Source organism: Parerythrobacter aestuarii (genome assembly GCF_030140925.1).
In the GTDB taxonomy this organism is placed as follows: domain Bacteria; phylum Pseudomonadota; class Alphaproteobacteria; order Sphingomonadales; family Sphingomonadaceae; genus Parerythrobacter; species Parerythrobacter aestuarii.
In genome coordinates this window covers 2,388,188-2,411,526 of sequence record NZ_JARBWD010000001.1, presented here as the reverse complement: position 1 = coordinate 2,411,526, position 23,339 = coordinate 2,388,188, and the positions used below count along the sequence as shown (strand labels likewise).

The 23,339-nt window shown below is 63.6% G+C and carries 24 protein-coding genes; 12 read left to right on the top strand and 12 right to left on the bottom strand.

Going from position 1 to position 23,339, the window contains the following annotated elements:
- Positions 1–9: 9 nt before the first annotated feature.
- From QPW08_RS11830 to QPW08_RS11820, 3 genes are all read right to left on the bottom strand, one after another.
- Positions 10–1,167, bottom strand: a complete 1,158-nt coding sequence (locus tag QPW08_RS11830; RefSeq protein WP_284126013.1) for a hypothetical protein — start codon at positions 1,165–1,167, stop codon at positions 10–12.
- 69 nt (positions 1,168–1,236) lie between these two features.
- Entirely contained in the window at positions 1,237–2,169 is a 933-nt protein-coding gene (locus tag QPW08_RS11825; protein ID WP_284126012.1) for an SDR family NAD(P)-dependent oxidoreductase, read from the bottom strand.
- A 146-nt stretch (positions 2,170–2,315) separates the two neighbouring features.
- Positions 2,316–3,011 (bottom strand): HAD hydrolase-like protein, encoded by a 696-nt coding sequence (locus QPW08_RS11820; protein ID WP_284126011.1) that lies wholly within the window; start codon positions 3,009–3,011, stop codon positions 2,316–2,318.
- Between the two features lie 60 nt (positions 3,012–3,071).
- On the opposite strand from QPW08_RS11820, the gene glmU reads away from it, so the two are divergent.
- A complete protein-coding gene (gene glmU, locus QPW08_RS11815) occupies positions 3,072–4,433 on the top strand; it encodes a bifunctional UDP-N-acetylglucosamine diphosphorylase/glucosamine-1-phosphate N-acetyltransferase GlmU (RefSeq protein ID WP_284126010.1) in 1,362 nt (453 codons plus the stop codon).
- On the opposite strand, the gene QPW08_RS11810 is transcribed toward glmU, so the two are convergent.
- A complete protein-coding gene (locus QPW08_RS11810; protein WP_284126009.1) occupies positions 4,430–5,146 on the bottom strand; it encodes a glutathione S-transferase family protein in 717 nt (238 codons plus the stop codon). The genes glmU and QPW08_RS11810 overlap by 4 nt on opposite strands.
- A gap of 61 nt (positions 5,147–5,207) precedes the next feature.
- On the opposite strand from QPW08_RS11810, the gene QPW08_RS11805 reads away from it, so the two are divergent.
- The 3 genes from QPW08_RS11805 (at position 5,208) to QPW08_RS11795 (ending at position 6,334) form a co-directional block, all read left to right on the top strand.
- Positions 5,208–5,477, top strand: coding sequence for an HNH endonuclease (locus tag QPW08_RS11805; RefSeq protein ID WP_284126008.1), 270 nt, complete (start codon positions 5,208–5,210; stop codon positions 5,475–5,477).
- Positions 5,478–5,587: 110 nt separating this feature from the next.
- On the top strand, positions 5,588–5,902 hold the full coding sequence (locus QPW08_RS11800) for a hypothetical protein (protein WP_284126007.1): 315 nt from the start codon (positions 5,588–5,590) through the stop codon (positions 5,900–5,902).
- A 111-nt stretch (positions 5,903–6,013) separates the two neighbouring features.
- Entirely contained in the window at positions 6,014–6,334 is a 321-nt protein-coding gene (locus QPW08_RS11795; protein ID WP_284126006.1) for a PilZ domain-containing protein, read from the top strand.
- Positions 6,335–6,457: 123 nt separating this feature from the next.
- Here QPW08_RS11795 and QPW08_RS11790 read toward each other — a convergent pair whose 3' ends face one another.
- Together QPW08_RS11790 and QPW08_RS11785 are read right to left on the bottom strand one after the other, a co-directional pair.
- Entirely contained in the window at positions 6,458–6,703 is a 246-nt protein-coding gene (locus QPW08_RS11790) for a DUF1153 domain-containing protein (protein WP_284126005.1), read from the bottom strand.
- A gap of 183 nt (positions 6,704–6,886) precedes the next feature.
- Positions 6,887–9,076, bottom strand: a complete 2,190-nt coding sequence (locus tag QPW08_RS11785) for a prolyl oligopeptidase family serine peptidase (protein ID WP_284126004.1) — start codon at positions 9,074–9,076, stop codon at positions 6,887–6,889.
- A gap of 194 nt (positions 9,077–9,270) precedes the next feature.
- Between QPW08_RS11785 and QPW08_RS11780 the strand changes: the two genes are divergently transcribed.
- Entirely contained in the window at positions 9,271–9,606 is a 336-nt protein-coding gene (locus QPW08_RS11780; RefSeq protein WP_284126003.1) for a PilZ domain-containing protein, read from the top strand.
- A gap of 90 nt (positions 9,607–9,696) precedes the next feature.
- Here the strand turns inward: QPW08_RS11780 and QPW08_RS11775 are convergent, their stop codons facing one another.
- Genes QPW08_RS11775 through QPW08_RS11755 form a run of 5 tightly spaced genes read right to left on the bottom strand, consistent with a single transcriptional unit; the run spans position 9,697 to position 14,429 of the window.
- Positions 9,697–9,954 (bottom strand): ATP synthase F1 subunit epsilon, encoded by a 258-nt coding sequence (locus QPW08_RS11775; protein WP_284126002.1) that lies wholly within the window; start codon positions 9,952–9,954, stop codon positions 9,697–9,699.
- Between the two features lie 5 nt (positions 9,955–9,959).
- Positions 9,960–11,417 carry a F0F1 ATP synthase subunit beta gene (atpD, locus tag QPW08_RS11770; protein ID WP_284126001.1) on the bottom strand — a complete coding sequence of 486 codons (1,458 nt, stop codon included), beginning with the start codon at positions 11,415–11,417 and terminating at the stop codon, positions 9,960–9,962.
- A gap of 21 nt (positions 11,418–11,438) precedes the next feature.
- The gene (locus QPW08_RS11765) at positions 11,439–12,311 is read right to left on the bottom strand and encodes a F0F1 ATP synthase subunit gamma (RefSeq protein ID WP_284126000.1); all 873 of its coding nucleotides are present in this window, start codon (positions 12,309–12,311) and stop codon (positions 11,439–11,441) included.
- Positions 12,312–12,340: 29 nt separating this feature from the next.
- Positions 12,341–13,870 (bottom strand): F0F1 ATP synthase subunit alpha, encoded by a 1,530-nt coding sequence (gene atpA, locus QPW08_RS11760; RefSeq protein ID WP_284125999.1) that lies wholly within the window; start codon positions 13,868–13,870, stop codon positions 12,341–12,343.
- Between the two features lie 4 nt (positions 13,871–13,874).
- On the bottom strand, positions 13,875–14,429 hold the full coding sequence (locus tag QPW08_RS11755; RefSeq protein ID WP_284126347.1) for a F0F1 ATP synthase subunit delta: 555 nt from the start codon (positions 14,427–14,429) through the stop codon (positions 13,875–13,877).
- 206 nt (positions 14,430–14,635) lie between these two features.
- Here QPW08_RS11755 and QPW08_RS11750 point away from each other — a divergent pair, with 206 nt between their 5' ends.
- Positions 14,636–15,463, top strand: coding sequence for a TauD/TfdA dioxygenase family protein (locus QPW08_RS11750; protein ID WP_284125998.1), 828 nt, complete (start codon positions 14,636–14,638; stop codon positions 15,461–15,463).
- A 125-nt stretch (positions 15,464–15,588) separates the two neighbouring features.
- Here the strand turns inward: QPW08_RS11750 and QPW08_RS11745 are convergent, their stop codons facing one another.
- Positions 15,589–17,136: a S1C family serine protease gene (locus tag QPW08_RS11745; protein WP_284125997.1), complete on the bottom strand. Its 1,548-nt coding sequence runs from the start codon at positions 17,134–17,136 to the stop codon at positions 15,589–15,591.
- A gap of 64 nt (positions 17,137–17,200) precedes the next feature.
- On the opposite strand from QPW08_RS11745, the gene QPW08_RS11740 reads away from it, so the two are divergent.
- The 6 genes from QPW08_RS11740 (at position 17,201) to QPW08_RS11715 (ending at position 23,334) form a co-directional block, all read left to right on the top strand.
- A complete protein-coding gene (locus QPW08_RS11740) occupies positions 17,201–17,929 on the top strand; it encodes an SH3 domain-containing protein (RefSeq protein ID WP_284125996.1) in 729 nt (242 codons plus the stop codon).
- A gap of 67 nt (positions 17,930–17,996) precedes the next feature.
- The gene (locus QPW08_RS11735; protein WP_284125995.1) at positions 17,997–19,028 is read left to right on the top strand and encodes a bifunctional transcriptional activator/DNA repair enzyme AdaA; all 1,032 of its coding nucleotides are present in this window, start codon (positions 17,997–17,999) and stop codon (positions 19,026–19,028) included.
- Positions 19,025–19,774 carry an isocitrate lyase/PEP mutase family protein gene (locus tag QPW08_RS11730; RefSeq protein ID WP_284125994.1) on the top strand — a complete coding sequence of 250 codons (750 nt, stop codon included), beginning with the start codon at positions 19,025–19,027 and terminating at the stop codon, positions 19,772–19,774. Before QPW08_RS11735 ends, QPW08_RS11730 begins: the two co-directional genes overlap by 4 nt.
- 102 nt (positions 19,775–19,876) lie before the next feature.
- Positions 19,877–21,130: a D-arabinono-1,4-lactone oxidase gene (locus tag QPW08_RS11725; protein WP_284125993.1), complete on the top strand. Its 1,254-nt coding sequence runs from the start codon at positions 19,877–19,879 to the stop codon at positions 21,128–21,130.
- A complete protein-coding gene (locus QPW08_RS11720; protein ID WP_284125992.1) occupies positions 21,130–22,272 on the top strand; it encodes a DSD1 family PLP-dependent enzyme in 1,143 nt (380 codons plus the stop codon). Before QPW08_RS11725 ends, QPW08_RS11720 begins: the two co-directional genes overlap by 1 nt.
- A 171-nt stretch (positions 22,273–22,443) precedes the next feature.
- A complete protein-coding gene (locus QPW08_RS11715; protein ID WP_284125991.1) occupies positions 22,444–23,334 on the top strand; it encodes a CPBP family intramembrane glutamic endopeptidase in 891 nt (296 codons plus the stop codon).
- Positions 23,335–23,339 lie beyond the last annotated feature (5 nt).

Sequence of the window (23,339 nt, the reverse complement as noted above, 5' to 3'; positions counted from 1 at the left end):
CCGATGCAGTTATGCCGTCGCGAGCGCGGTGGCAGGCAAGCGGCCTTGCACATCTCCTGGTAGCGCCATCACGACCTTCTGCCGGATCGGGCTCCAGAAGGCGCTGAGCGTTAGCAGTGCAGAGCCGATCACCAGCGCGGTCAGCGCGAAGTTGAGCTCGACTGCCCCGAACTCGTCGAACAGGAACGTCAGTGCCGCCAGCACATAGGCGAGGGCAGAGACCAGCAGCGCACGCCGGTCGATCGCCAGCGCGACGATGCCGAACAGCACATAGATTGCAATCACGCCCAGCGCTCCGCCGATGCCAATGGTGCCGCCATCGGTCACTCCCAGCGCATGGAAGATCGGATGCGCGATCATGGGGGCCGCCAGCAGGTGAAGCCAGAACGCGACATCGCTGCGGCGCGTGCTGCGCTCGCGGTCGCTCATGTCCCATCGCATGGCGAAGGCGAATATCGCCAGACCTGCGATGAACACGAGCCCGAGGATGAGGCTTTCGCCATCATCGATCACCTTGGGGCCAAGTGCTGCGAGGATGAGTGCGATGACGGTCACGGCGCAGGCTGCAGCACCTGCTGCCACTGTAATCGGCACCATGAAACGGCGCCAGTGCAGCCATGCCGCCCCGGCAGCAAAAAGACCGGACAGCGCGATCATCACCGCGCCGACCCGGTCCATGTTCTCACCATTGCCGATCATGGCCAGCGAAAGGCCGACAAAGCCGGCGAAGACTGCTCCGACAAATGCGACCAACAGGATGATGCTGGGCAGCGCCATGCGACGGTTACGGGTGAAGAATTCGGCCAGCGGCCAGGATGTGGCGGCGACCAGTATTGCGGCAAAGGCGACCGACATGGATTCCCTCAACCATGTGCCTTGGCGATAGCTGGCAATCTCGGCGTCGCTCGCGACAGCCCAATCGATAGCTTCCGGGCGGGGGAATATGCCTCCGCCGATTGCCTGGCCGATCGCTCCCGCTGCGAGCAGCATGATGACGATCCCGATCGCCACGAAGATATCGTTGAAGCTGTTGATGAGTCGGAAATGTTCCTCATCGGTGACGGGCCGATGGCGCACTTGCACCACATGTGCCCGAAGCGCATCCGCCGCTTCTTGCGTCAGCGCGCCAGCGGCGATCGCCGAATTGATTTCGTCTTGTGAGTACACGGGGTTCTCCCTCCCTGTTGCTGGGAGGGAGATACGCCCGGTGTATTACTGTGTCAATACAGCAGAGGATTACCCGCGCGTGCTGGTCGGGCCGCCTGCGCCCATGACCTTCTGCATCGCGGTCAGGATTGCACCCGACTGTTCGGACCCGCTTTGCGGAGCCTTGAGGTTGGAGAATTCGCTGATCTTGTCCCAGTTGGCGGCAAAGCCTTCGACCGTGCGGTCTTCGTCCTTCAGCCAGACCGCATCGTTCATCACGGTCCAGGCGCTGTGGAAGCCGCCGGCACCGGCGCCGACGATGGCATTGGCCGGCGCGTCTTCGCTGACGAGGAACAGCGCGGCCGGGACCACATTGACCGGGTCGAACAGCTTGAAGGCTTCTTCGGGGAACAGGTCTTCGGTCATGCGCGTGCCCGCCACAGGCGAGATCGTGTTGACCTTGATGTTGTACTTCGCGCCTTCGAGCTGGAGCGTCTTGGTCAGGCCGGCGAGGCCGAGCTTCGCCGCGCCGTAGTTGGCCTGGCCGAAGTTGCCGAACAGGCCGGTCGACGAAGCGGTCATCAGGATGCGGCCATAGGCCTGCTCGCGCATGGTTTCCCACGCCGCCTTGCTGACGTTGGCCGATCCGTTGAGGTGCACGTCGACGACGAAGCGGAAGTCATCCATCGTCATCTTGGCGAAGGTCTTGTCGCGCAGGACGCCAGCATTGTTGATGACGATGTGGACGCCGCCCCACTTCTGTTTGGCGTCGGCGATCATCTTTTCCATCTGCTCGTATTCGGTGACCGATCCGCCGTTGGACATGGCTTCGCCGCCCATGGCCTCGATCTCTTCCACGACCTTCAGGGCCATGTCCGAATGGCCGGTGCCGTCACGCGAGCCGCCGAGGTCGTTGACCACGACCTTCGCGCCGCGGCGCGCCAGCTCAAGCGCATATTCGCGGCCGAGACCGCCGCCGGCGCCGGTGACGATGGCGACCTTGTCCTTGAAATCGATGCTCATGGAATGTCCTCCTGAAAGACTGAAAAGGGGATGTCGCGGACTTTACGTGCCCGTCAATCTGGCGGCTGCGTGGCACTTTCGCTGCTGCGTTGCAACACGGAATTGGGCGAGTCCCCATGCCGTAGGGGCAGGACGCAAATGCGTTGTTACAATCGTTCGAGCGCGGGCAACAATTGGTCGAATCGCTCGATGATCGCGTCCCCGCCGAGCTCGTGCGGCGGCTTGTCGCAATAGCCATAGGCCGCCACCACCACCGGCACATCCGCACCGCGCGCGGCCGCTACATCATAGCTCGAATCGCCGACGAAAGCGAAACGGGCACTGCCGGTGCGCTTTCTGGCTTCGATCACCGGGTGTGGATGCGGTTTGGCGAGGTGCTTGCCATCCGGACCTTTGCCCATGCTGTCGCCGCCGATGATGGTGACGAAACGGTCGGCCAGCCCGATCTGAGTCAGGATAGAAGTCGCGAATTCCTCGAACTTGTTGGTGACCACGGCCATGGCCACCCCTCGGTCGGCCAGCGCATCGAGGGCCTCGACCACGCCGGGATAAGGGCGCGAATGCACTGCGTTGTTCTCGGAATAATAGCGCAGCATCTGCTTGTAGAGCGCGCGGAACTCGTCCCCGTCGATACCACCGGGCATGCCGCCCTGCTGGTCGACCGCACGCGCCAACATGATCTTCGCCCCGCCGCCGATCAGGTCCTTGGAACTGTCGACCGGGACGGGATCGAACCCGCCGAGCTCCAGCGCATGGTTCACGGCGGCACCAAGGTCGCGAAATGTGTCGAGCAGCGTGCCGTCGAGATCGAAGCCGACGGCCTGGAAGGGAAAATCACTCATGTGCGGGCGATGCCGCCATGCTATGGAAACTGCAACACTTAGCTGGCAAAGGCTCGGCCCATGAGCACGCAACACAGTTTCGCCGCCGTCATCCTCGCCGCAGGCAAGGGTACGCGCATGAAGAGCGACCTGCACAAGGTCTTGCATCCGATCGCAGGCAAGCCGATGCTTGATCACCTGATGGACAGCCTTGAGGCGCTGGCCCCTGCCCACACAGTGGTGGTCGCGGGTGACAGGCACGAGCAGCTGCGCGAGGCGCTGGGCGGACGCAATGTCTCCGTCGCGCTGCAGGAGCCGCAGCTGGGTACTGCCCATGCCGCATTGCAGGCGGAGGACGCGCTCAAGGATTTCAGCGGGCTGGTGATGGTGTGCTTCGGCGATACGCCGATGGTGAAATCGGCCACGGTGCAGCGGATGGTGGATGCGCTGGGTAATGGAGCCAAGGTTGCAGTGCTGGGCTTCCGCCCCGCCGACACGCTGGCCTATGGCCGTATCATCACAGCCGATGACGGGACTGTGCTCAAAATGGTCGAGCACAAGGATGCGAGCGAGGAAGAGCGCGCCTGCGACCTGTGCAATTCGGGCGTGCTGATCGCGCATAGCGACGATTTGTGGCGGCTCCTGAAGTCGGTCGGCAACGACAATGCGCAGGGCGAATACTACCTCCCCGATGTCGCCACCAACGCCATTGCCGAAGGCGCGCGTGTGGTGGCGGTCGAAACCGACCCGGCCGAAGTCGCCGGGATCAATTCCCGCGCCGAGCTCGCTGCTGCCGAGGCGCAGTGGCAGGCCTTCAAGCGCGAGGAAGCCATGGCGGAGGGTGCCACCCTCAAGGCGCCTGAAACTGTCTTCTTCAGCTGGGACACCGAGCTGGGCCGCGATGTCACCATCGAACCCAACGTCGTGTTCGGCCCTGGCGTCAAGGTGGCAGACGGGGCGCTGATCCGGGCCTTCAGCCATCTCGAAGGCGCGACTGTCGGTATCAATTGCAAGGTCGGCCCCTACGCCCGCCTGCGCCCCGGTGCAGTGATGGAAGAGGGCAGCTTTGTCGGCAATTTCGTCGAAATGAAGAAAGCCACCCTCGGCCCCGGCGCCAAGGCCAGCCATTTGACCTATCTCGGCGACACCACCGTGGGTGCCAAGGCCAATATCGGCGCAGGAACCATCACCTGCAATTACGATGGCTATTTCAAATACCAGACCGTGATCGGCGAGCGCGCCTTCATCGGCTCCAACAGCGCGCTGGTCGCCCCGGTGACGATCGGCCGCGACGCCATCGTCGCGGCGGGCAGCACCGTCACCCGCGACGTTGCCGACGGCGAACTGCGGATGGAACGCGCCGAGCAGTCGGTCAAACCCGGCTGGGCCGACCGCTTCCATGACACGATGAAAAAGAAGAAGGCGGCGGAGAAGAAGGGCTAGCCCTTGCTCTCCGGATAGTATCGGTCGCGGAATCGCTCCAGCCATGCGGCGAGGTTGGCATGGCCGCCAATCTCGTTCTTCATCGGGCTGGCGAAGGGGACATAGGTGATATTGGCGAGCAGTGAATAGACCGTCGCATCGGCCATGCTTGGTTGCTCGCCGAAGAACCACGGGGCGTCACCCAGCAAGCCCGCCAGCGCGCCGATATCCTTGGCGGCGATGGCGTCGATCTCCTCGGGCGCGTGCAGGCCCATGCCTTGCCCGGCCAGCTGTTTCTTCACTGCGCTGCGGGCATAAGGTGCCAGGATCATCCGTACCGGTGCCGGGATATCGCCCAGCACCGAGTCCTTGAGGATCGGCCAGTTCACGTCACGGCACCAGCGATCATAGACCATGCACCAATAGAGGTTCTCCTCCACTAGCCGCTGGATCGCCACGGCTGTGCCGCGCTGCTTCGCATCGAGATGCGCATCGGGATCGACGCCGAACTCGGTCTTCAGGAAGTCGATGATCAGCGTCGAATCCGCCAGTTTGCGGCCCTGGTATTCGATCCAGGGGGCCTTCTTCTTCGGTCCACCAAAGGGAGTCGCAGCAGTGATCGATTCGTGTTCGATCCCGGTCATGCGGAAAAAGGCGTCGAGCTTGAGACAGAACGGGCTGACGGTCACCAGACCCCAGCGTCCGGGTAAATGGTAGGCGCGCAACGATGCCATGGCTGTTTCCCCTTCCGTCCAGCAGCTTAGACTTTTTGCCGCGGATGACTAGGGAAGGGGTATGGATGGCGATCTGACTTGCTGGCTGTGCCACCGCCCCATTGCCACGCGGTTGCAATGGCATCACCCGGTCCCGAAATCGAAGAAGGGCCGCGATACTGTTCCGGTCCATCCGATCTGCCACAAGGCGATCCATGCCAATTTCAGCAATTCCGAGCTTCGCCGCATTGGCGAAGATCGCGAGCGCCTCTTGCAAGATGGCCGGCTGGCCCGGTTCGTCGACTGGGTGCAGGGCAAACCGCCTGATTTCCACGCACCTTACCGCCGCTGATCCTGTAACGGCACTGTAGATACAACAGTTTACTGGCGACGGTTTAAACGCGTTAACCCTTGCCGCCTTAGGCAGCTCTCGCAACCCGCAACACCAAGCCGGAGCGATCCATGCCAAGCACAACTGCCAACGATAAGAAACCGACCTTCGATGCCCAGATCTATGCCGGAGGTTCGCTCCAGCCATGCAAGGTCGTCGACCTCGTCTGCTGGAGAGCGCTGGTGGAGATCGAAAACGCCGGCGACATCGAACTCGGCACGCTGGTCTTGCTCAAGGTTGGACATTGTCCGAGTGTGGCGGGACACGTCCACTGGAATTCGCATGGGCGCATCGGCATCCGGTTCCTGCACGATTTGCATGACAGCGTTGTCGCCGGTGCCAGGTTGCTGGCAGGTTATCGCCCCCAGGCTCGCGCCGCTGCCTAGGGTTAACAAAACTGGGGCACCATTGTCCTTACTGTTAACCCCTTTGGTGTAGTTGCTGTCGACGCACAGGAAGGCCGGGTCGCGCTGTCGTATTCTGATCGGGAAAGAAGCATGGAACGCCGCAAACATCCGCGCCGGAGCGTACTATCGCAAGTCGGGGCCTATGCCAGTGAGCAGCACCAGAATGTCGTGTTGATGGATATTTCACGCAACGGTGCGCGCATCCTGTTGCCGGTCGGCTCAAAGCCAGCGATCCAGGACACCGTGGCGCTCAAGATGGGGGTCATGCCCACGATCATGGGCAAGGTTTCCCGGGTCCAGGGCCGCATCGCCGGCGTCGAATTTACGAATGTCCTGCATCCCAGCCTCGTCGCAAGTGCCAAGCGGCTGTGCGAAGAAGGCCGCGCCGAAGGCCAGGTGGTCATCGGCTGAGGCGATCGCCGGGCACGCGACAAGCCGCCCGACTTTCCCGGAGTGACCTGAACAGGGGGACCAGGCCGTTAAGGAAAGCGGGCGACCAGCCGGGTACCGAGCTCTACAAACCAGGACGTTCGTTTAGCTCGGCTCGAGCTCTTTCTTTTTGCGACCTTCCGCGCGGGCATCGACCTTGCGTTCCCACGTCTCGTATTCCTTGCGGCTGAGCAGGTAGCGCCAGCGCGCTTCATCGAAGGTGATCAACCGATCCCGCACAGCCTTGACGACTTCGCGCTTGCGGCTGTCCGACCAGTGAATGTCATGGCTCTCAGGCAGTCCTGCGCGCTTGATGCGAGAGGCGATCGTCTCGTTGGGGGGGTATGGCATTCGTCATCTCCAGTTCTGGCCCCCTGTTGAAGCGATTCTTGCCGGAGAGACTTAATTCCACCTTTCGAAACATACTGAGTTGCAGGTTTACCATTCGGATGGAGGCAGGGGTGCGACGAGATGCAGAAAGGGCGGTTCCAACTCGCGCTGGAACCGCCCTTTCCTTGCATTCTTGCCGATATTCTAGTTCGCTGTCGGTGCAGCTCTTTCGAGTTCCTCACCCGGCGTCGGCTCGTCCATCAGCTGTTGCATCAGGTAGACCCACTGCATCGCCTGCAGCTTGGCCCGTTGTTCGTTGTCGACGCCGCCCGAGTGACCGCCCTGCATGTCCTCGTAATAGAGGTAGTCCTGCCCGTTGGCAGCCATCCGCGCGGCGGCCTTACGGCCGTGGCTCGGGTGGGTGCGGTCATCGGCGGTGGAGGTCACATAATAGATGCGCGGGAAGTCCTGGTCCTCGGTCAGCTTCTGGTACGGTGAATAGCCGTCGATCCATGCCTTCTGCTCAGGGATACGCGGGTCGCCATATTCGCCGATCCACGAGGCCCCGCGACCGATCAGGTGATAGCGCAGCATGTCGAACAGCGGGATCTGTACGATTGCGGCGTTGAACAGGTCGGGGCGCTGGGTAAAGGCCGTGCCGACCAGCAGACCGCCTTGCGAGCCGCCCTGGATGCCCAGGTGCGCCGCGCTGGTGAAGCCGCGCTCCTGGATGTCCTCGGCAATGGCGATGAAATCGTCCCAGGTGCGCTGCTTGTTCTCGCGGATCGCGGTCTGGTGCCATTCCGGCCCGAACTCGCCGCCGCCGCGCATGTTGCCGAGCACATAGGCCCCGCCGCGCTCGAGCCATAGCTTGCCGGTCGAACCGAGGTAACCCGGCAGGCGCGGCACCTGGAAGCCCCCGTAGCCTGTCAGCAGGGTCGGGGTGGTGCCATCCATCACCATGCCCTTGGGCTTGACGATGAAGTACGGGATCTTGGTCCCGTCCTTGCTGGTCGCTTCGTATTGTTCGATCTCCATGCCTTCGGGCTCGAAGCGGCTGGGGCTTTCCTTGACCTGCTCCAGTGTCACACCGTCCTTGGCGTAGAACCAGCGGGTCGGGGTGAGGAAATCGGTCGCCGCGAACATGATTTCGTCGGTTTCGTCCGATGTAGTGGTGATTCCGACCGTGGCGTTTTCCGGCAGCGCGATCTCCTCGCTGACCCATTCACCGTCCTGATAATCGAACTTGAGCACCTTGCCGCGAACGTTGTCTAGCAGGTTCACATACATGCTGCTCTTGGTCGAACCTCCGCCCCGCTTGGTCTGGCGTTCGCCGGGAGCCCATACCAGCGTCATCTCCGCGCCGTTGGGATCGGCTTTCCAGGCCTCAAGGTCGGCGGCGACGATGGCATCGGCGGGGAAGGTCTGTTCGCCCCGGGTCCAGTCGACATCGGTCGAGAACAGGATCTGCCCATCGATGATGCCGTAGGGGTTGGCTTTCTCGGGAATGTTTAGCCGCAGCCATTCGCCATCCTTTTCGAAGTAGTAGGCGCGCTCGTGGAACGACAGCCCACGATAGGCCATGCGGCCATGGATCACCGCCTCGCCGTCGCGCAGCAGGTAAGCCCCGGCGGAAACGTCAGCCTTCTCGCCGCGGAAGATCTCTTCGGCGTCGTCGATCGACGTACCGCGCTTCCACACACGAGTGGTGAGCGGATAGAAGCTCTCAGTGGTGGTTTCTTCGCTGAAATTGCGGCTGATAAGCAGGGTGTCCTGGTCGAGCCAGCTGCTTCCACCCTGGCTTTCCGGCAATTCGAAGCCACCCTCGACGAAGCTCAGCGTTTCAAGGTCGAACTCGCGCTGGATACTGGCATCCTTGCCTCCATCGCTTAGCGAGACCATGCAGCGGGTGCCGTCGGGCGGCAGGCAGCTCATGCCCCGATAGACCCATTCCTTGTCTTCGGCGGCGGCGAGTGCATCGACGTCGAGGATGGTTTCCCATTCAGGTTCGTCGGTGCGCCAGCTTTCCATGGTGGTGCGGCGCAGGATTCCCTTGGGATTGTCGGCATCCTGCCAGAAGTTGATGAGGCCATAGTGCGTAAAGCTGACGCCCGGCACGCGATCATCGGCGTTGTAGATGGCTAGGGCTTCAGCCTTGAGTTCCTCGAAACGCGGATCGGTCTGCAGCGCGTCTTCGGTCTTGGCGTTTTCACCGCGCACCCAGTCCAGCGCGCGGTCGCTGCGGGTTTCCTCCAGCCAGATGAAGGGATCGTTGGCAGCTTCCCATTCGGTATCGGTCACGGTGTTGGAATCCTGTGCGGCGAGCGGAGTTGCGGCGGCAGCGGCAGCCAGCGCAAGGCCGGCGGCCAGCGCCCGCATGGAAGTTAAAGTCATGGGTTGGGCCCCTTTTGCAAGAAGTGCATGGCAGCACTGTGCCAAGCCTGCACGAGAAAACAAGGTGTTCGAAGGGCTGTACGACAGATCGCTGCGATGATCGGGGGCGGCAGGATGACGAATGCTTATTGCAAACGGATTGTTAGGAGTTCTGGCGCAGATTTACAAATGTTGCAGATGTGGGAGGTTCAGCGATGGATTCGATCGTAGAACGCAGGAAAGGGATACGGGTCGCAACCGAACAGGATTTGCATTGCTTCATTGCCGGCAAGCCAGTGACAGTACGCATGGCCAACCTTTCAACCGCAGGTGCCCAGCTGATTGCCTCCGACATCATGGCCAGGACGGGAGATATCGTCCTGCTCAAGATCGAAGGCGTGACCTCGCTGGTCGGCCATGTCATCTGGCAGAAGGGCGAGCTGGTCGGGTTCGAGTTCAACACGCCGCTCCATCCCGCCGTGGTTTCCTACCTCGGGTTCGAGAAGCACGGGGTCGAAAAGCCTGACACCGTGGCTGAGGAACCAGCCTAGGCTCTCCAGCGAGCACCACCACCAACGAAAAAGGGCGACCCGTGGGCCGCCCTCAGTCGTTTGTTCTGTGTTGTGTTTCTACCCGAAGGGTTAGCTTACAACCTTTTCCGCCAGCACGGTCAAGCCCGCGTCGCCGACTTCGGCAAAGCCGCCTTCGACCATGATCTCTTCCGGGGTGCCGCCTTCGGTCTTGTAGACCTGCACCGCACCGTCGCGGATGGTGGACATGAAGGGCGCGTGGCCCTCCAGCACGCCGAACTCGCCTTCCGTGCCGGGCACGACCACCATGTGGACGTCCTCGGAGCGGACCTGGCGCTCGGGCGTGACGAGTTCGAAGTGGAGTGCCATCTCGCTTATGCGTCCTCAGCCAGCTTCTTGGCCTTGTCGACTGCCTGGTCGATGCCGCCAACCATGTAGAAGGCCGCTTCCGGCAGGTGGTCGTATTCGCCGTCCACCACAGCCTTGAACGACTTGATGGTGTCTTCGAGCTGGACGAACACGCCCGGGATGTTGGTGAAGACTTCGGCGACGTGGAACGGCTGTGAGAGGAAGCGCTGGATCTTGCGCGCGCGGGCGACGATCAGCTTATCTTCTTCGCTCAGCTCGTCCATGCCGAGAATGGCGATGATGTCCTGCAGCGACTTGTACTTCTGCAGCGTTTCCTGGACCTTGCGCGCGGTTTCATAGTGCTCGGTGCCGACGACGCGCGGTTCGAGCACGCGGCTGGTGGAGTCGAGCGGGTCGACCGCCGGGTAGATGCCCAGCTCCGAAATCGCGCGGCTCAGCGTGGTCGTTGCGTCCAAGTGGGCGAACGAGGTTGCCGGGGCAGGGTCGGTAAGGTCGTCCGCCGGGACGTAGATCGCCTGCACCGAGGTGATCGAACCCTTGGTGGTCGAGGTAATGCGTTCCTGCAAATTGCCCATGTCGGTCGACAGGGTCGGCTGGTAGCCCACCGCCGAAGGAATGCGGCCGAGCAGCGCCGACACTTCCGAACCCGCCTGGGTGAAGCGGAAGATGTTGTCGACGAAGAACAGCACGTCCTGGCCTTCCTGGTCGCGGAAGTATTCCGCCATGGTCAGGCCCGACAGAGCCACACGAGCGCGGGCGCCCGGAGGTTCGTTCATCTGGCCGAACACGAGGGCAACCTTCGAACCTTCGCTGGTGGCGTTGCCGTCGGCGTCCTTGGCGATAACACCGGCGTCGAGGAATTCGTGATAAAGGTCGTTCCCTTCGCGGGTACGCTCACCCACGCCGGCGAACACGGACACGCCGCCGTGACCCTTTGCGATGTTGTTGATGAGCTCCTGGATCAGCACGGTCTTGCCCACGCCGGCGCCGCCGAACAGGCCGATCTTCCCGCCCTTGGCGTAAGGTGCGAGCAGGTCGATGACCTTGATGCCGGTAACGAGGATCGCGGCTTCGGTCGACTGGTCCACGAATTCCGGAGCCTCGGCATGGATCGGGGCGGTCATTTCAGCGCCGATCGGGCCGCGCTCGTCGATCGCTTCGCCGACGACGTTCATGATGCGGCCGAGCGTCTTCGGGCCGACCGGGACAGAGATCTGCGCGCCGGTGTTTACGACTTCCTGGCCACGGGTGAGGCCGTCGGTGCCGTCCATGGCGATGGTGCGGACGGTGTTTTCACCCAGGTGCTGGGCAACTTCGAGAACCAGCGTCTTGTCGCCGTTCTTGGTTTCCAGCGCCGAAAGGATCGCGGGCAGTTCGCCTTCGAACTGCACGTCGACGACAGCGCCGATGACCTGGCTGATGGTGCCGTTGGTGGTCTGGTTGAGGGCAGGTGCGGTGGCCATGTTCGTTTCCTTGATCCTGGCTTAGAGCGCTTCAGCGCCCGCAATGATTTCAATGAGTTCGGTGGTGATCGCGGCCTGGCGGCTGCGGTTGTACTGGATGGTCAGCTTGTTGATCAGGTCGCCGGCGTTGCGCGTGGCGTTGTCCATTGCCGTCATCGACGCGCCCTGTTCGGAAGCTTCACGCTCGAGCAGCGCGCCGAACAGCTGGGTCTTGACGTAGCGCGGCAGCAGCTCCTCGAGGATTTCCTCTTCGCCAGGCTCGTATTCGACCACGGCGTCACCACCGGCACCTTCGCCTTCAGGCGAGGGCACGGGGATCAGCTGCACGGTGGTCGGATCCTGCGCCAGCGCCGACTTGAAGGTCGGGTAGACCAGGTGCGCGACATCGAAATCGCCGTTCTCGAACATGGCGATCAGCTCGGCGGCGATGGCGTCGGCTTCTTCGAATCCGGGCGTCTTCACCGTGCTGGTGTCGAAATGCTTGGCAATCTGACGCTCGTAATCGCGCTTGATCGGCGCGCGGCCCTTCTTGCCGACGAGGTAGAACTGCACGTCCTTGCCGGCAGCGATCAGCTTCTTCGCCTGGAGCTTGGCTTCCTTGACGATGTTCGAGTTCAAGCCGCCGCACAGGCCCTTGTCGGTGTTGACCACCACCAGCAGGTGCTTTTGGTCACCGCCCGAGCCGGCCAGCAGCTTCGGAGCGCTGTCGCCCGAAACCTTGCCTGCGAGCGAGGCCATGACCTCGGCCAGCCGCGCCGCATAAGGGCGGGCAGCTTCGGCAGCCGACTGCGCACGGCGCAGCTTGGCCGCAGCGACCATCTGCTTGGCCTTGGTGATCTTCTGGGTCGATTTGACCGAGTTGATCCGACCCTTGAGTTCTTTCAGCGAGGCCATGTCGGCTCCCTAGCTAGCGTCTCTCAGGTTCAGGCGAACTGCTTGGCGAAGGCGTCCAGTGCAGCGACGGTGGCTGCCTTGGTGTCGTCTTCGAACTTGCCGGTTTCGCGGATTGTCTTGAGCACGTCGGCGTGTTCCGAACGCATGAAGCTCAGCATCTGGGCTTCGTATTCGGTGACCCGGTCGACGGGGACGCTATCAACATAACCGTTGGTACCGGCGAAGATCGAGACGGTCTGCTCTTCAAACGGCATCGGCGAGAACTGCGGCTGCTTGAGCAGCTCGGTCAGGCGCGCACCGCGGTTGAGCAGCTTCTGCGTCGAAGCGTCCAAGTCCGAACCGAATTGAGCGAAGGCAGCCATCTCGCGATACTGCGCCAGCTCCAGCTTGATCGAGCCCGAAACCTTCTTCATCGCCTTGGTCTGAGCGGCACCGCCCACACGGCTGACCGAGAGGCCGACGTTAATGGCCGGACGCACACCCTGATAGAACAGGTCGGTCTCAAGGAAAATCTGGCCGTCGGTGATCGAAATCACGTTGGTCGGAATATAGGCCGACACGTCGCCTGCCTGCGTCTCGATGATCGGCAGCGCGGTCAGCGAACCGCCGCCATTGTCATCGTTCATCTTGGCCGCACGCTCAAGCAGGCGGCTATGCAGATAGAAGACGTCACCCGGATAGGCTTCGCGGCCCGGCGGACGGCGCAGCAGCAGCGACATCTGGCGATAGGCAACGGCCTGCTTCGAAAGGTCGTCATAGACGATCACGGCGTGCATGCCATTGTCGCGGAAAAATTCACCCATGGCGCAGCCGGTGTAGGGCGCGAGATACTGCAACGGAGCCGGCTCCGAAGCGGTCGCGGCAACGACGATGGAATATTCCATGGCGCCGTTTTCTTCGAGCTGCTTCACGATCTGAGCGACGGTCGAACGCTTCTGGCCGACGGCGACATAGACGCAGTAGAGCTTCTTCGATTCGTCGTCCGACTGGTTGACAGTCTTCTGGTTGATGAAGGTGTCGATCGCGACGGCGGTCTTGCCGGTCTGGCGGTCACCGATGATCAGCTCGCGCTGGCCGCGGCCGACGGGGACGAGGGCGTCGATGGCCTTGAGGCCCGACTGCACCGGCTCGTCAACCGACTTGCGCGGGATGATGCCCGGAGCCTTGAGCTCGACGCGGCGGCGCTCGGTCGTGTCGATCGGGCCCTTGCCGTCGATCGGGTTGCCAAGCGCGTCGACGACGCGGCCCAGCAGGGCCTTGCCGACGGGGACGTCCACGATGGTTTCGGTCCGCTTGACGCTGTCGCCTTCCTTGATCTCGGCGTCGGAGCCGAAGATCACGACACCGACGTTGTCGGCTTCGAGGTTCAGGGCCATGCCCTGCACACCATTGGCGAATTCGACCATTTCACCGGCCTGGACGTTGTCGAGGCCGTGGATGCGGGCAATACCGTCACCCACCGAAAGAACGGAACCGACTTCGCTGACCTGCGCTTCGGTGCCGAAGTTGGCGATCTGGTCCTTGATGACCTTAGAGATTTCTGCGGCGCGGATATCCATTGACTTAGCCCTTCATGGCTTGAGCAAGAGTGTTGAGACGGGTGCGAATCGAACCGTCGATACGCTTCGACCCGATGGTGACGACGAGGCCACCCAGCAGGTCAGGATCGACGGTCGAGGAAACTTTCACGGTGCGGCCTTCGCGCAGCGTGAGCTTGGTCTTGAGCGTTTCAAGCTGCTCGTCCGACAGCGGGTGCGCGCTGGCGACTTCGGCGGTGACTTCGCCGCGCTGAGCCGCTGCAATGGTGCGGAAGGCGCGGATCATGTCGCTGAGGTGCGAGAGGCGGCGGTTGCCGGCCAGCACACCCAGGAACTTGGAGGTCAGCGGGGCGAGGCCCAGCACCTTGGCGACGCCTGCGATAGCGCCGGCCTGGTCCTTGCGGCTGACTTCAGGGTTGGTGGTGACGGCAGCGAGTTCGGGCGATTCGGCCAGCGCCGCGTGCAGCTTGTCGAGGTCACCCTCGACCGCGCTCACGACGCCCTCTTCGACAGCAAGTTCGAATAGGGCCGAGGCATAACGCCCTGCCAGGCTAGCCTGAATACCGGCGGAAATATCCACGCGCTTGAGGTCCTCTTCGGAGTCCGGGAATAACGATGCATCGCGCTTGCGGAACGGGCGAGTCAAAGACCACCCCTGCAAGGCTGGCGCGCGCCTAGCATCGGGTCATCCCAAGTGCAACCCGAGTCCGGTGCATCTTTTCGAAGATGTGTTGTTGCGATAGGTTGCGTTCAACAGGCGCAGTGAGTGCCTGACGGGAGAGGACGATGGAACTAAACAAGTTGGCGCCCCAATGCGGCGTGGAGGTTTCCGGCGTGCAGCTGGCTTCTTGCAGCGATGCCGAGATGGGCGAAATCAAGCAGGCAATCTACGAGCATGGCGTCGCGATCTTCCGCGACCAGGACTTCTCGCCGGAGGACCACATCCGCTTCGGCAAGCGCTGGGGCGGGATCGACGTCAACAACTACTTCCCGCTCAACGAGGACTACGGCGAGATCGCCATCGTCAAGAAAGAGGCCGACCAGAAAACCAATATCGGCGGCGATTGGCACACCGACCATTCCTATGATCAGATCCCGGCGATGGGTTCGGTCCTGGTCGCGCGCGAACTGCCGCCGAGCGGGGGGGACACCATGTGGGCACATATGGGCGCCGCCTATGATGCCTTGCCTGACGATGTGAAGGCCGAAATCGAAGGGCTGGAGGCGTTCCACACCGCCGACCATATCTACAAGGCCGACGGGCTTTATGCCCAGACCGACATGGGGCGCGAGCTGCGCGGGCACGACCTCAAGACCGGCGCGGTCCACCCGGTGGTGATCCGCCACCCGCACACCGGGCGCAAGCTGCTCTATGTCAACAAGGCCTTCACCATCCACTTCGTCGGCAAGACCCGCGAGGAAAGCCTGCCGCTGCTGGAAAAGCTCTATGCCGCCGCGCTGACCGCAGACAACCAGTGCCGCCTGCAATGGCAGCCCGGCACGGTCGCCATCTGGGACAACCGCACGACCTGGCACAATGCGATGAACGACTACCAGGGCCACCGCCGCGAGATGCACCGGATCACGCTCTCGGGCGAGGCGCTGGCTGCCTAGAAGCAACAACCAATTTTTCGTCACCCCGGCCCCCGAGCCGGGGTCCCACTATCCTTGGACCCTAGCGCGAACCCGGAAGAAGTGGGACCCCGGGTCAAGCCCGGGGTGACGGTCGAGGTTTTCGTCTACTCCTTCACCTCGCACCGATAGACCAGTCGCTCGTTCGGCTGCTCTGGCAGCGTGCTCGTCACTGCGCTTTGCAGGTCGCCCAGCTTCCCGGCAGCGCCATCCGCGTCGCACTTCGGAGGTGTGTAGGCGCCGCGGGCCTTGCGGGCTTCGGCCATGGCGCTTGCGGTGAGCAGGTAGCGGTCGGTGCGATAGGTGCGCGACTGCGGGTCGTAAAGCGCGACGGAGACCGCGGCTTCTTCATTGGGCACGAACACGCGGGTCCAGGCGCCGCCCTGGAAGCCATATTGCGTGCGGCCATTGACGCAGCCGCCCTCGGTCCAGTCGAACTCGACCGTTTCGGTTGGCTCTCCGGTGATGCGGCTGCGTTCGGGAACCAGCGTGCAGGTCAGCTTGGCATCGGCAGGGACCACCGCGCCGCCCGCCGTGTCGCCCCCGGCTTCCTCCGCCATTGCAGCGGCGACGATCCGGTCGATCGCGTCGAGCCCAGGGCGGGTGAACCACAGCGCCAGCGCAGCCACGCCCGCCACGGCGGCGATAGTGCCGCCGACCATGCGCTGCTTCTCGCCTTCCGCGGTGCCCCACGCCAAAAACACCGAGTAGCCGCCCGCCGTGCCGATCAGCAGCGCGATCATCGCCAGGGCCATCTGGTTCTCGCGGCTTTCCTGCACCTCCAACTCTGCTTCGAGCTGCACCCGCTCGCGCTTGTCGCGCAGCGCCGCGGTGCGAGCGGCGATTTCCTGCTGCAGCTGCGCCTGTTCGGCGGATGTGCGGGCCTGCTCGGCCGCATCGAGGTCGGCGATCGAGCGGCATGGCTGGCTGTTGACCCTCGGTGTCACGCCATTGGCTTGCAGGAAGGGCAGCAACTCGCGGTTTGATACTGCGAAGAAGAACTCGGCATCCGCGCCTTCGCTCTCCGCCCCGAAGCTGTTGACGCCGAGCACGCGTCCGCACTGGTCGACCAGCGGCCCGCCCGAATTGCCGCGCGCGATGGGGGCAGTGTGCAGGATCGAATCGAACTGTCGGCTGGGCCGCTGGCCGGAGATGAACCCGGTGCTGTTCACTGTCGGCTGGGGTCGGAAGATGTCGTCGATGTCGAGTCCCTGCGCCTGGTCGACATTCATCGGATAGCCGACCGAGATAACCTCCGCCCCATCGCGCTCGCGCATGCCCGCCAGTGTCAGCGGAGGCAGCCGCAGCTCACCGGTGATCTCCAGCAGCGCCAGGTCTTTTGACGGGGAGGCGCGCACGATCCGCGCGTAGCTGGCATCGTCGCCATCGCTGGGCACGATGCCGATGCGCAGCTGGTCGTCCATCGCCGCTTCGCGGATGACATGGGCATTGGTGACAATGCGGGTGGGCGTAACGGCAAAACCCGTGCCGTGGCTCAGCGGGAACACCTGCGTACCGTCGCTGTCGATGATGACGACGCGCACCACCCCGCGCGCAGCGGCCTGGATATCGGCCGGGTCCGCGCTGGCCGTGATCGGCAGCACCAGCAGCAGGGCCAGTGCGACGGCGAATTTTCGGGTGAGGCTCGACAGCATGGCCCATGCATAGGATAGAGTGGCCTCAGAGGACCAGACACTTTCTGGTATGGGGAGAGCGGCGATGCGGATTGCAGGTTTGATTGTGGCAAGCGGGACTCTGGCGATGGCCAGCCCGGCGCTAGCGGAAATTCCCGGCCCCTTCGTCTGCAGCATCGGCGATGTCGAAGCGCAGCTCTATGCCAATGACGATGCGACGCAATATTCCGGAGAAATGGTGCTGGGTGGCGATTACGGGCAAGGCGAGGATGGCGAGCCGGAGGTGCTTACCTTGAACCAGGTCTACCCCGGCTGGCGCTATGTTTATGCCAATGACGAGATGACCATGGTCATCGGCGGTGACGAAGCTATGCTCTATGGCGATTTTGGCGAGAGCCGGTGCTTTGCCAGCCGTTCGGTCCCGGTCGGCCCCGGCTGGCAATATGGCGCGGTGGGCGAAGCGGGCGACCCGGGCCTTGGCGACTATGCGCCGGACGACACTGCAGTTGTCGAGGGCGTGCAAGTCATCACCCGGGGCGAAGAGACGTGGACTGAATCACCCATGGCTGGGACCGCCATCACCTGGGGCGGCAATGTCCGCGCCGGACCGGGTACGCAGTTCGGGCGTGTCGCAGGCGTGCCGCTGGGTTTCACTGTAACCCTGCTGGCCCGCACCGACCGCCGCTGGCTGGAGAGCGATCCGTGGTACAAGGTGCGCCTGCCCAACGGGCGCGAGGGATATATCCCCGGCGGTCTTCTGTGCACCCGCGACGGGCGCGAAGGCTTCTTCAACCAGCGCAATTGCGAGGGGTGAGGGCGGGCATCGCTTTGATCGCAAGCTGCGGGACGCGGGCCTGATCCGTGCCCGCTAGAAGGGCGGCATGACCCACCAAGAGATCAGTCCCGATACCGCCTGGGCCGCTGTCATGCGGCGCGACCGCGCGTATGACGGGCGCTTCGTCACCGGGGTGCTTACCACCGGTATCTATTGCCGACCCAGCTGCGCCGCCCGCCATCCGGCCCGCGAGAACGTGCGCTTCTTCGCCAGCGGAGCCGAGGCGCGCGCTGCCGGATTGCGTGCTTGCAAGCGCTGTCTCCCCGATGACGTGGGGCGTGACGCGGCCGCGGTGCTGGCGGCGATCGACGAGATCAAGGCTAGCGAAGGTCGACCCACGCTTGACGAGCTGGCCGAGCTGACCGGCTACTCCCCCACCCATTTCCAGCGCGTCTTCACCCGAGCCACCGGGCTCTCGCCTGCGGCCTATGCCCGCGCCCTGCGCGAGGAGCGGGCGAAAGACGCGCTGGCGGGGGCAGGCCGGGTCACCGACGCGATCTACGATGCCGGATACGAAGCGCCGAGCCGCTTCTACGCCGATATGGAGGGCAAGATGGGCATGACCGCCAGCGACTGGAAAAATGGCGGCGCAGGCCGCACCATCCACTACGCCGTCGTCGAAACCACCATCGCCCCGATGCTGGTCGCCGCGACGGAGAAGGGCGTGTGCTGCCTTTCCTTCAACGAAGGCGAGGAGGAACTGCGCGCCCGCTTCCCCAAGGCCGAGCTGGTCGAAGGCGGCGAGGAATTCCGCGCGCTGTTCGACCGGGTGGTCGCTGCCGTCGAACAACCCGGAACCGGCGCGGACATCCCGCTCGACGTCAAGGGCACCGCTTTCCAGCAACGCTGCTGGCAGGCGCTGCGGCAGATCCCGCCGGGCGAGACCCGCAGCTATGGCGAACAGGCGGCGATGCTCGGCAACCCCAAGGCCAGCCGCGCGGTCGGCAGCGCCAACGGGGCCAACAACATCGCCGTCCTCATCCCCTGCCACCGCGTGATCGCCGCTGACGGCACGCTGGGCGGCTATGCCTATGGGCTCGATATCAAGACCGAACTGCTGAAGAGGGAAGCGCAATGACGATCGATGCGCGCAAACACGAGACCTTCGCCGCGCTGCATGTGCCGGGCGACCCGGTCATCATCTACAACATCTGGGACGCCGGATCGGCCCGGGTCGTGGCCGGGGCAGGGGCGAAAGCCATCGCCACCGGCAGCTATGGCGTGGCCGAGGCGCATGGCTACAAGGACGGCGAGACCTTCCCCTTCGAACTCGCGCTGGCCAATTGCCGCGAGGTGGTGAGCGTGACCGACCTGCCGGTGAGCATCGACCTCGAGGCCGGCTATGGCGAGACGCCCGAAGCCGTCGCCCGCTCCGCCGCCGCAGTGGTGGAAGCTGGCGCGGTCGGCATCAACCTGGAGGATCGCGCCCCCGGCGAAACCGCGCTGCTGCCGGTGGAAACCGCCTCCGCCAACGTCGCTGCCGCAGCTGCCACCGGCCTGTGGGTCAACGCCCGCACCGACGTCTATCGCGGCGTCAGCCCGGACGACTACACCCCCGCGATGATCGAGGAGACCATCGCCCGCGCCGAAACCTATGCCGCAGCGGGTGCCGGCAGCCTGTTCGTCCCCTTCCTCGGCGACCACGCGACCATCGCCGCAATCTGCGACCGCTCCCCGCTCCCGGTCAACGTCCTATGGGCCCCGGGCCGCGGGACCCATGCCGAGCTGGCGGCGCTGGGCGTGGCGCGGATCAGCTACGGCCACGGGCCGTGGGCGGCGGCGATGGAATGGCTGGGGGAGAGGGCGCGCGAGGTGTTTGGGTGAGCGGTGTCTCGCGAGCGAAGAAGAGGTGATTGTCTCTTCCCGACCGTGCCATTTTTTGGAAAATACTAGCTTCATTGATACCTCCTGTTACTCTCCTGCGCGATGAGCTGGTCCAACTGGTCAGGCAGCGTAGGCGCGGAGGGTACGGTCCATCGACCGCAGACCGAGGAAGAGCTCGGTGCACTGGTGCGTGCCGCAAGCAAGGTCAGGCCCACTGGTGCCGGGCACTCGTTCATGCCGCTGTGTGCCAGCGATGAAGCCATCTTCAGCCTGGCCGAGATGGAAGGTCGGCTCACAATTGCCGCCGACCGGACGACCGCGCGTATCCCCGCCGGCTGGAGCATCAAGCGGCTGACGCAGGAGCTGTGGTCGCAGGGACTGGCACTGGAGAATCAGGGCGACGTCAATCCGCAGTCGCTTGCCGGCGCGATGGCCACCGGGACTCATGGCACCGGCCGGGACCTGGGCAGTATTGCAACATTCGCGCGCGGCTTCCGCCTGGTCGGGGCCGACGGCACCGCGACCTGGTGCGACGCGACGACGCAAGCAGAGCTGTTCGAAGCCCAGCGGTTGTCGCTGGGGATGTTCGGCATCGCGACGGAAATCGAGTGCGATGTCGTCCCCGCCTATCACCTCGTCGAGCGGATCGAGAAACGCCCATGGGCCGAAGTCCGTGAGAAATACTTCGAAATGGCGGCCGAACTGCGTCACGTCGAGTTCTGGCTTTTTCCTCACGCCGACGACGTGATCCTGAAGACGCTGGAGCCTTGCGATCCATGCGATCCGCCGCCCACCACGACCGACATGGAAGAGGCCACCTTCCGCCGCCTGCTCAATATTGGGGCAACGGTTCCCGCGCTGGTGCCGACGCTGCAGAGGCTGATGATGCGCAGCAATATGAGCGGCCATCGTCGCGGGCCCGCACACACGATCTTTGCCTCCGACCGCACCATTCCATTCGAGGAAATGGAGTACGAGATGCCTGTCTCGGTCGGACTGGAAACGCTGGAAGAGGTGGTCGGCTGGATCCGCAAGAAGCGGTTGCCGGTGTCGTTCCCGTTCGAGTTCCGCATCGTTGCTGCCGACGATATCTGGATGAGCCCGATGAACGCCGGTCCGGTGGCAGCGATTTCCATGCATCAGTATGCGAAGATGCCGTGGCGCAAACTCTTTGCCGAGGCCGAGGCCATCTTCCGCGCCCATGGGGGGAGGCCGCATTGGGCCAAGCGTCATACGCTGCAGCGCGGTGATGTCGATGCGCTCTATCCCATGGCAGAGCGCTATCGCGAAGTGCGCCGCGCGGCCGATCCAACCGGAAAATTCCTGAACCCGCATCTTGAGGAGCTGTTCAGCTGATGGACGACCGAGAGCTCCATGAACACCTGATTGGCCAGCAGGGATCGCGCGCCGCGCTCAACACGCCTGTCCTCGTGCTCGATCTCGACCGGCTCGAGCGCAACATTGCCGCGATGCAGGCGAAAGCGATGGAAAAGGGTGTAGCGTTGCGTCCCCATGCCAAGACGCACAAGAGCGTCGACATCGCGAAGCGGCAGGTTGCCGCCGGTGCGGTCGGCATCTGCTGTGCAAAAATCGGTGAGGCCGAAGTCATGGTCGATGCCGGGATTGCGGGCGTGCTGATTACGTCGCCCGTGGCTGCCCCCGCGGCGATCGCCCGGCTGGGACAACTAGCTGGTCGCGCCGAAGGCCTGATGGCGACGGTCGACCATCCGCAGGTGGCGCGCGCAATCGATGCTGCCCTGGCCGATAGCAAGGCGATGCTCGATGTTATCGTCGATATCGATCCCGGCATCCGCCGCACCGGGGTCGCTTCGGCAGAAGCAGCCGTCGAACTGGCGCGAGCGATTGCCGATTGCGGGCACCTGCGTTTGCGCGGGGTACAGTTCTATTGCGGGGTGCAGCAGCATATCGAGGATTTCGCCGCACGCAGGGAAGCTATCGAAGAACGAACGGACTATCTCCGAACCGTTGTAGATGCGCTTTCCGAGGCTGGCTTTCCGCCTGAGATCGTTACCGGTTCCGGCACTGGGACCCATGCGATCGACCTCAAGCTGGGTGTTTTTACCGAGCTCCAGGCCGGATCCTATGTCTTCATGGATACGCAGTATCTCGATTGTGACCTCGACGGCAGCGGTGAAGCGCCATTCGAGACGTCGCTAGCGGTCGACTCCCGCGTGGTCAGTGCGAACCACAGCGCCCTCGTCACGATCGATTCCGGGTTCAAGTCATTGTCGACCGACGGGGGCAGCCCGCGGGTCAGCAGCGGCGCAGCGCCAGAGACGGTGTTTGCGTTCATGGGCGACGAGCACGGCGCGCTTGTGGGGCCGGATATCGGCACCAGCTTGCGCCCCGGGGATCTCGTGAGCCTTGTGGTGCCGCACTGCGATCCGACCGTGAACCTGTATGACAACTATCACGTGGTGCGGGATGGTACGCTCGTTGGTATCTGGCCTGTCAGCGCGCGCGGTCGAGCGCGGTAGCTCTTCCGATCAGGCCCAGACTATTGCAGCAAAGTGTTACTCCCACCTTTGCCCCGCGCGCCGCCCCGCAAAGGGACAGGTCGGTGCCACGCCGCTTGCCGCGATTGACTTGGGCCCCGGATTGCGATTCTTTGGACTGACAAGGCTCGAATGGCCGACAGGAAGGATCGCATGACCGATACAGCCCCCACACCCGACAGCCCCGAAACCCCGCTCTGGCGCAAGGTCTGGGACTTCCCGCTGGTGACGCTGGTCGTCGCCACCGCGCTGGTGCTGGGCGTTAGCGCCGCGATCGGGTTCGTCGCTGCGCGCCTGCCGCTGGAGGAAGGGCTGCTTAAGCTCGCCATCAGCGTGGCGATGCACGTCGTCATCCTGTTCGCTCTCTACAAGCTGGTGATCTGCGAACTGGGCGCGCGCAAACACGATGACCTCGCTTTGCCGGGCGCCGCGCGCGAGCTGGGGCTGGGTATTGCCGGCGCCTTCGCGCTGATGACGCTGATCGTCGGGCTTGCCGCCGTGCTCGGGGTGTACTGGATCATCGGCTGGGGCGGCATGGCGAGCTGGGCCTGGCTGCTGCTGGTGGCCGGGGTCAATGCGGCGTTTTTCGAAGAGCTGCTGTTTCGCGGTGTGCTGTTCCGCTGGGTCGAGGAATTCGGCGGCAGCTGGGCGGCCTTGGTGGTCAGCTCGGCACTGTTCGGGCTGGTCCATATCAACAATGAGAACGCGACGTGGTTCTCCAGCTTCGCCATCGCCATGGAGGCGGGCGTTTTGCTGGGCGGGGCCTATATGCTCACCCGCTCGCTATGGGCGCCGATCGGACTGCATTTAGGCTGGAACGTGACGCAGGGCTTCGTGTGGGACGTGCCGGTCTCGGGCTTCGACGTTGACGGGTTGGTGCAGGCGCAGCTGGGGGGCAATCCGATCCTGTCGGGCTATCCGTTTGGCCTCGAGGCCTCGGTCATAGCGCTGATCGTGGCGACGACGTTTGGCGTGTGGCTGGTCAAACTGGCGATGGACAAGGGCGAAGTGATGCAGCCATGGTGGGTGCGGCGAGGGGGATAGCGACC

Bases quoted from the DNA above. Each gene is read 5' to 3' on its own strand.
- QPW08_RS11725 (WP_284125993.1), top strand. From the start codon at position 19,877: ATGAGCTGGTCCAACTGGTCAGGCAGCGTAGGCGCGGAGGGTACGGTC.
- QPW08_RS11785 (WP_284126004.1), bottom strand. From the start codon at position 9,076: ATGACTTTAACTTCCATGCGGGCGCTGGCCGCCGGCCTTGCGCTGGCT.
- QPW08_RS11715 (WP_284125991.1), top strand. From the start codon at position 22,444: ATGACCGATACAGCCCCCACACCCGACAGCCCCGAAACCCCGCTCTGG.
- atpD (WP_284126001.1), bottom strand. From the start codon at position 11,417: ATGGCCACCGCACCTGCCCTCAACCAGACCACCAACGGCACCATCAGC.
- QPW08_RS11750 (WP_284125998.1), top strand. From the start codon at position 14,636: ATGGAACTAAACAAGTTGGCGCCCCAATGCGGCGTGGAGGTTTCCGGC.
- glmU (WP_284126010.1), top strand. From the start codon at position 3,072: ATGAGCACGCAACACAGTTTCGCCGCCGTCATCCTCGCCGCAGGCAAG.
- QPW08_RS11800 (WP_284126007.1), top strand. From the start codon at position 5,588: ATGCCAAGCACAACTGCCAACGATAAGAAACCGACCTTCGATGCCCAG.
- QPW08_RS11720 (WP_284125992.1), top strand. From the start codon at position 21,130: ATGGACGACCGAGAGCTCCATGAACACCTGATTGGCCAGCAGGGATCG.
- QPW08_RS11820 (WP_284126011.1), bottom strand. From the start codon at position 3,011: ATGAGTGATTTTCCCTTCCAGGCCGTCGGCTTCGATCTCGACGGCACG.
- QPW08_RS11745 (WP_284125997.1), bottom strand. From the start codon at position 17,136: ATGCTGTCGAGCCTCACCCGAAAATTCGCCGTCGCACTGGCCCTGCTG.
- QPW08_RS11730 (WP_284125994.1), top strand. From the start codon at position 19,025: ATGACGATCGATGCGCGCAAACACGAGACCTTCGCCGCGCTGCATGTG.
- QPW08_RS11780 (WP_284126003.1), top strand. From the start codon at position 9,271: ATGGATTCGATCGTAGAACGCAGGAAAGGGATACGGGTCGCAACCGAA.
- QPW08_RS11825 (WP_284126012.1), bottom strand. From the start codon at position 2,169: ATGAGCATCGATTTCAAGGACAAGGTCGCCATCGTCACCGGCGCCGGC.
- QPW08_RS11765 (WP_284126000.1), bottom strand. From the start codon at position 12,311: ATGGCCTCGCTGAAAGAACTCAAGGGTCGGATCAACTCGGTCAAATCG.
- QPW08_RS11810 (WP_284126009.1), bottom strand. From the start codon at position 5,146: ATGGCATCGTTGCGCGCCTACCATTTACCCGGACGCTGGGGTCTGGTG.
- QPW08_RS11790 (WP_284126005.1), bottom strand. From the start codon at position 6,703: ATGCCATACCCCCCCAACGAGACGATCGCCTCTCGCATCAAGCGCGCA.
- QPW08_RS11740 (WP_284125996.1), top strand. From the start codon at position 17,201: ATGCGGATTGCAGGTTTGATTGTGGCAAGCGGGACTCTGGCGATGGCC.
- atpA (WP_284125999.1), bottom strand. From the start codon at position 13,870: ATGGATATCCGCGCCGCAGAAATCTCTAAGGTCATCAAGGACCAGATC.
- QPW08_RS11735 (WP_284125995.1), top strand. From the start codon at position 17,997: ATGACCCACCAAGAGATCAGTCCCGATACCGCCTGGGCCGCTGTCATG.
- QPW08_RS11795 (WP_284126006.1), top strand. From the start codon at position 6,014: ATGGAACGCCGCAAACATCCGCGCCGGAGCGTACTATCGCAAGTCGGG.
- QPW08_RS11775 (WP_284126002.1), bottom strand. From the start codon at position 9,954: ATGGCACTCCACTTCGAACTCGTCACGCCCGAGCGCCAGGTCCGCTCC.
- QPW08_RS11805 (WP_284126008.1), top strand. From the start codon at position 5,208: ATGGATGGCGATCTGACTTGCTGGCTGTGCCACCGCCCCATTGCCACG.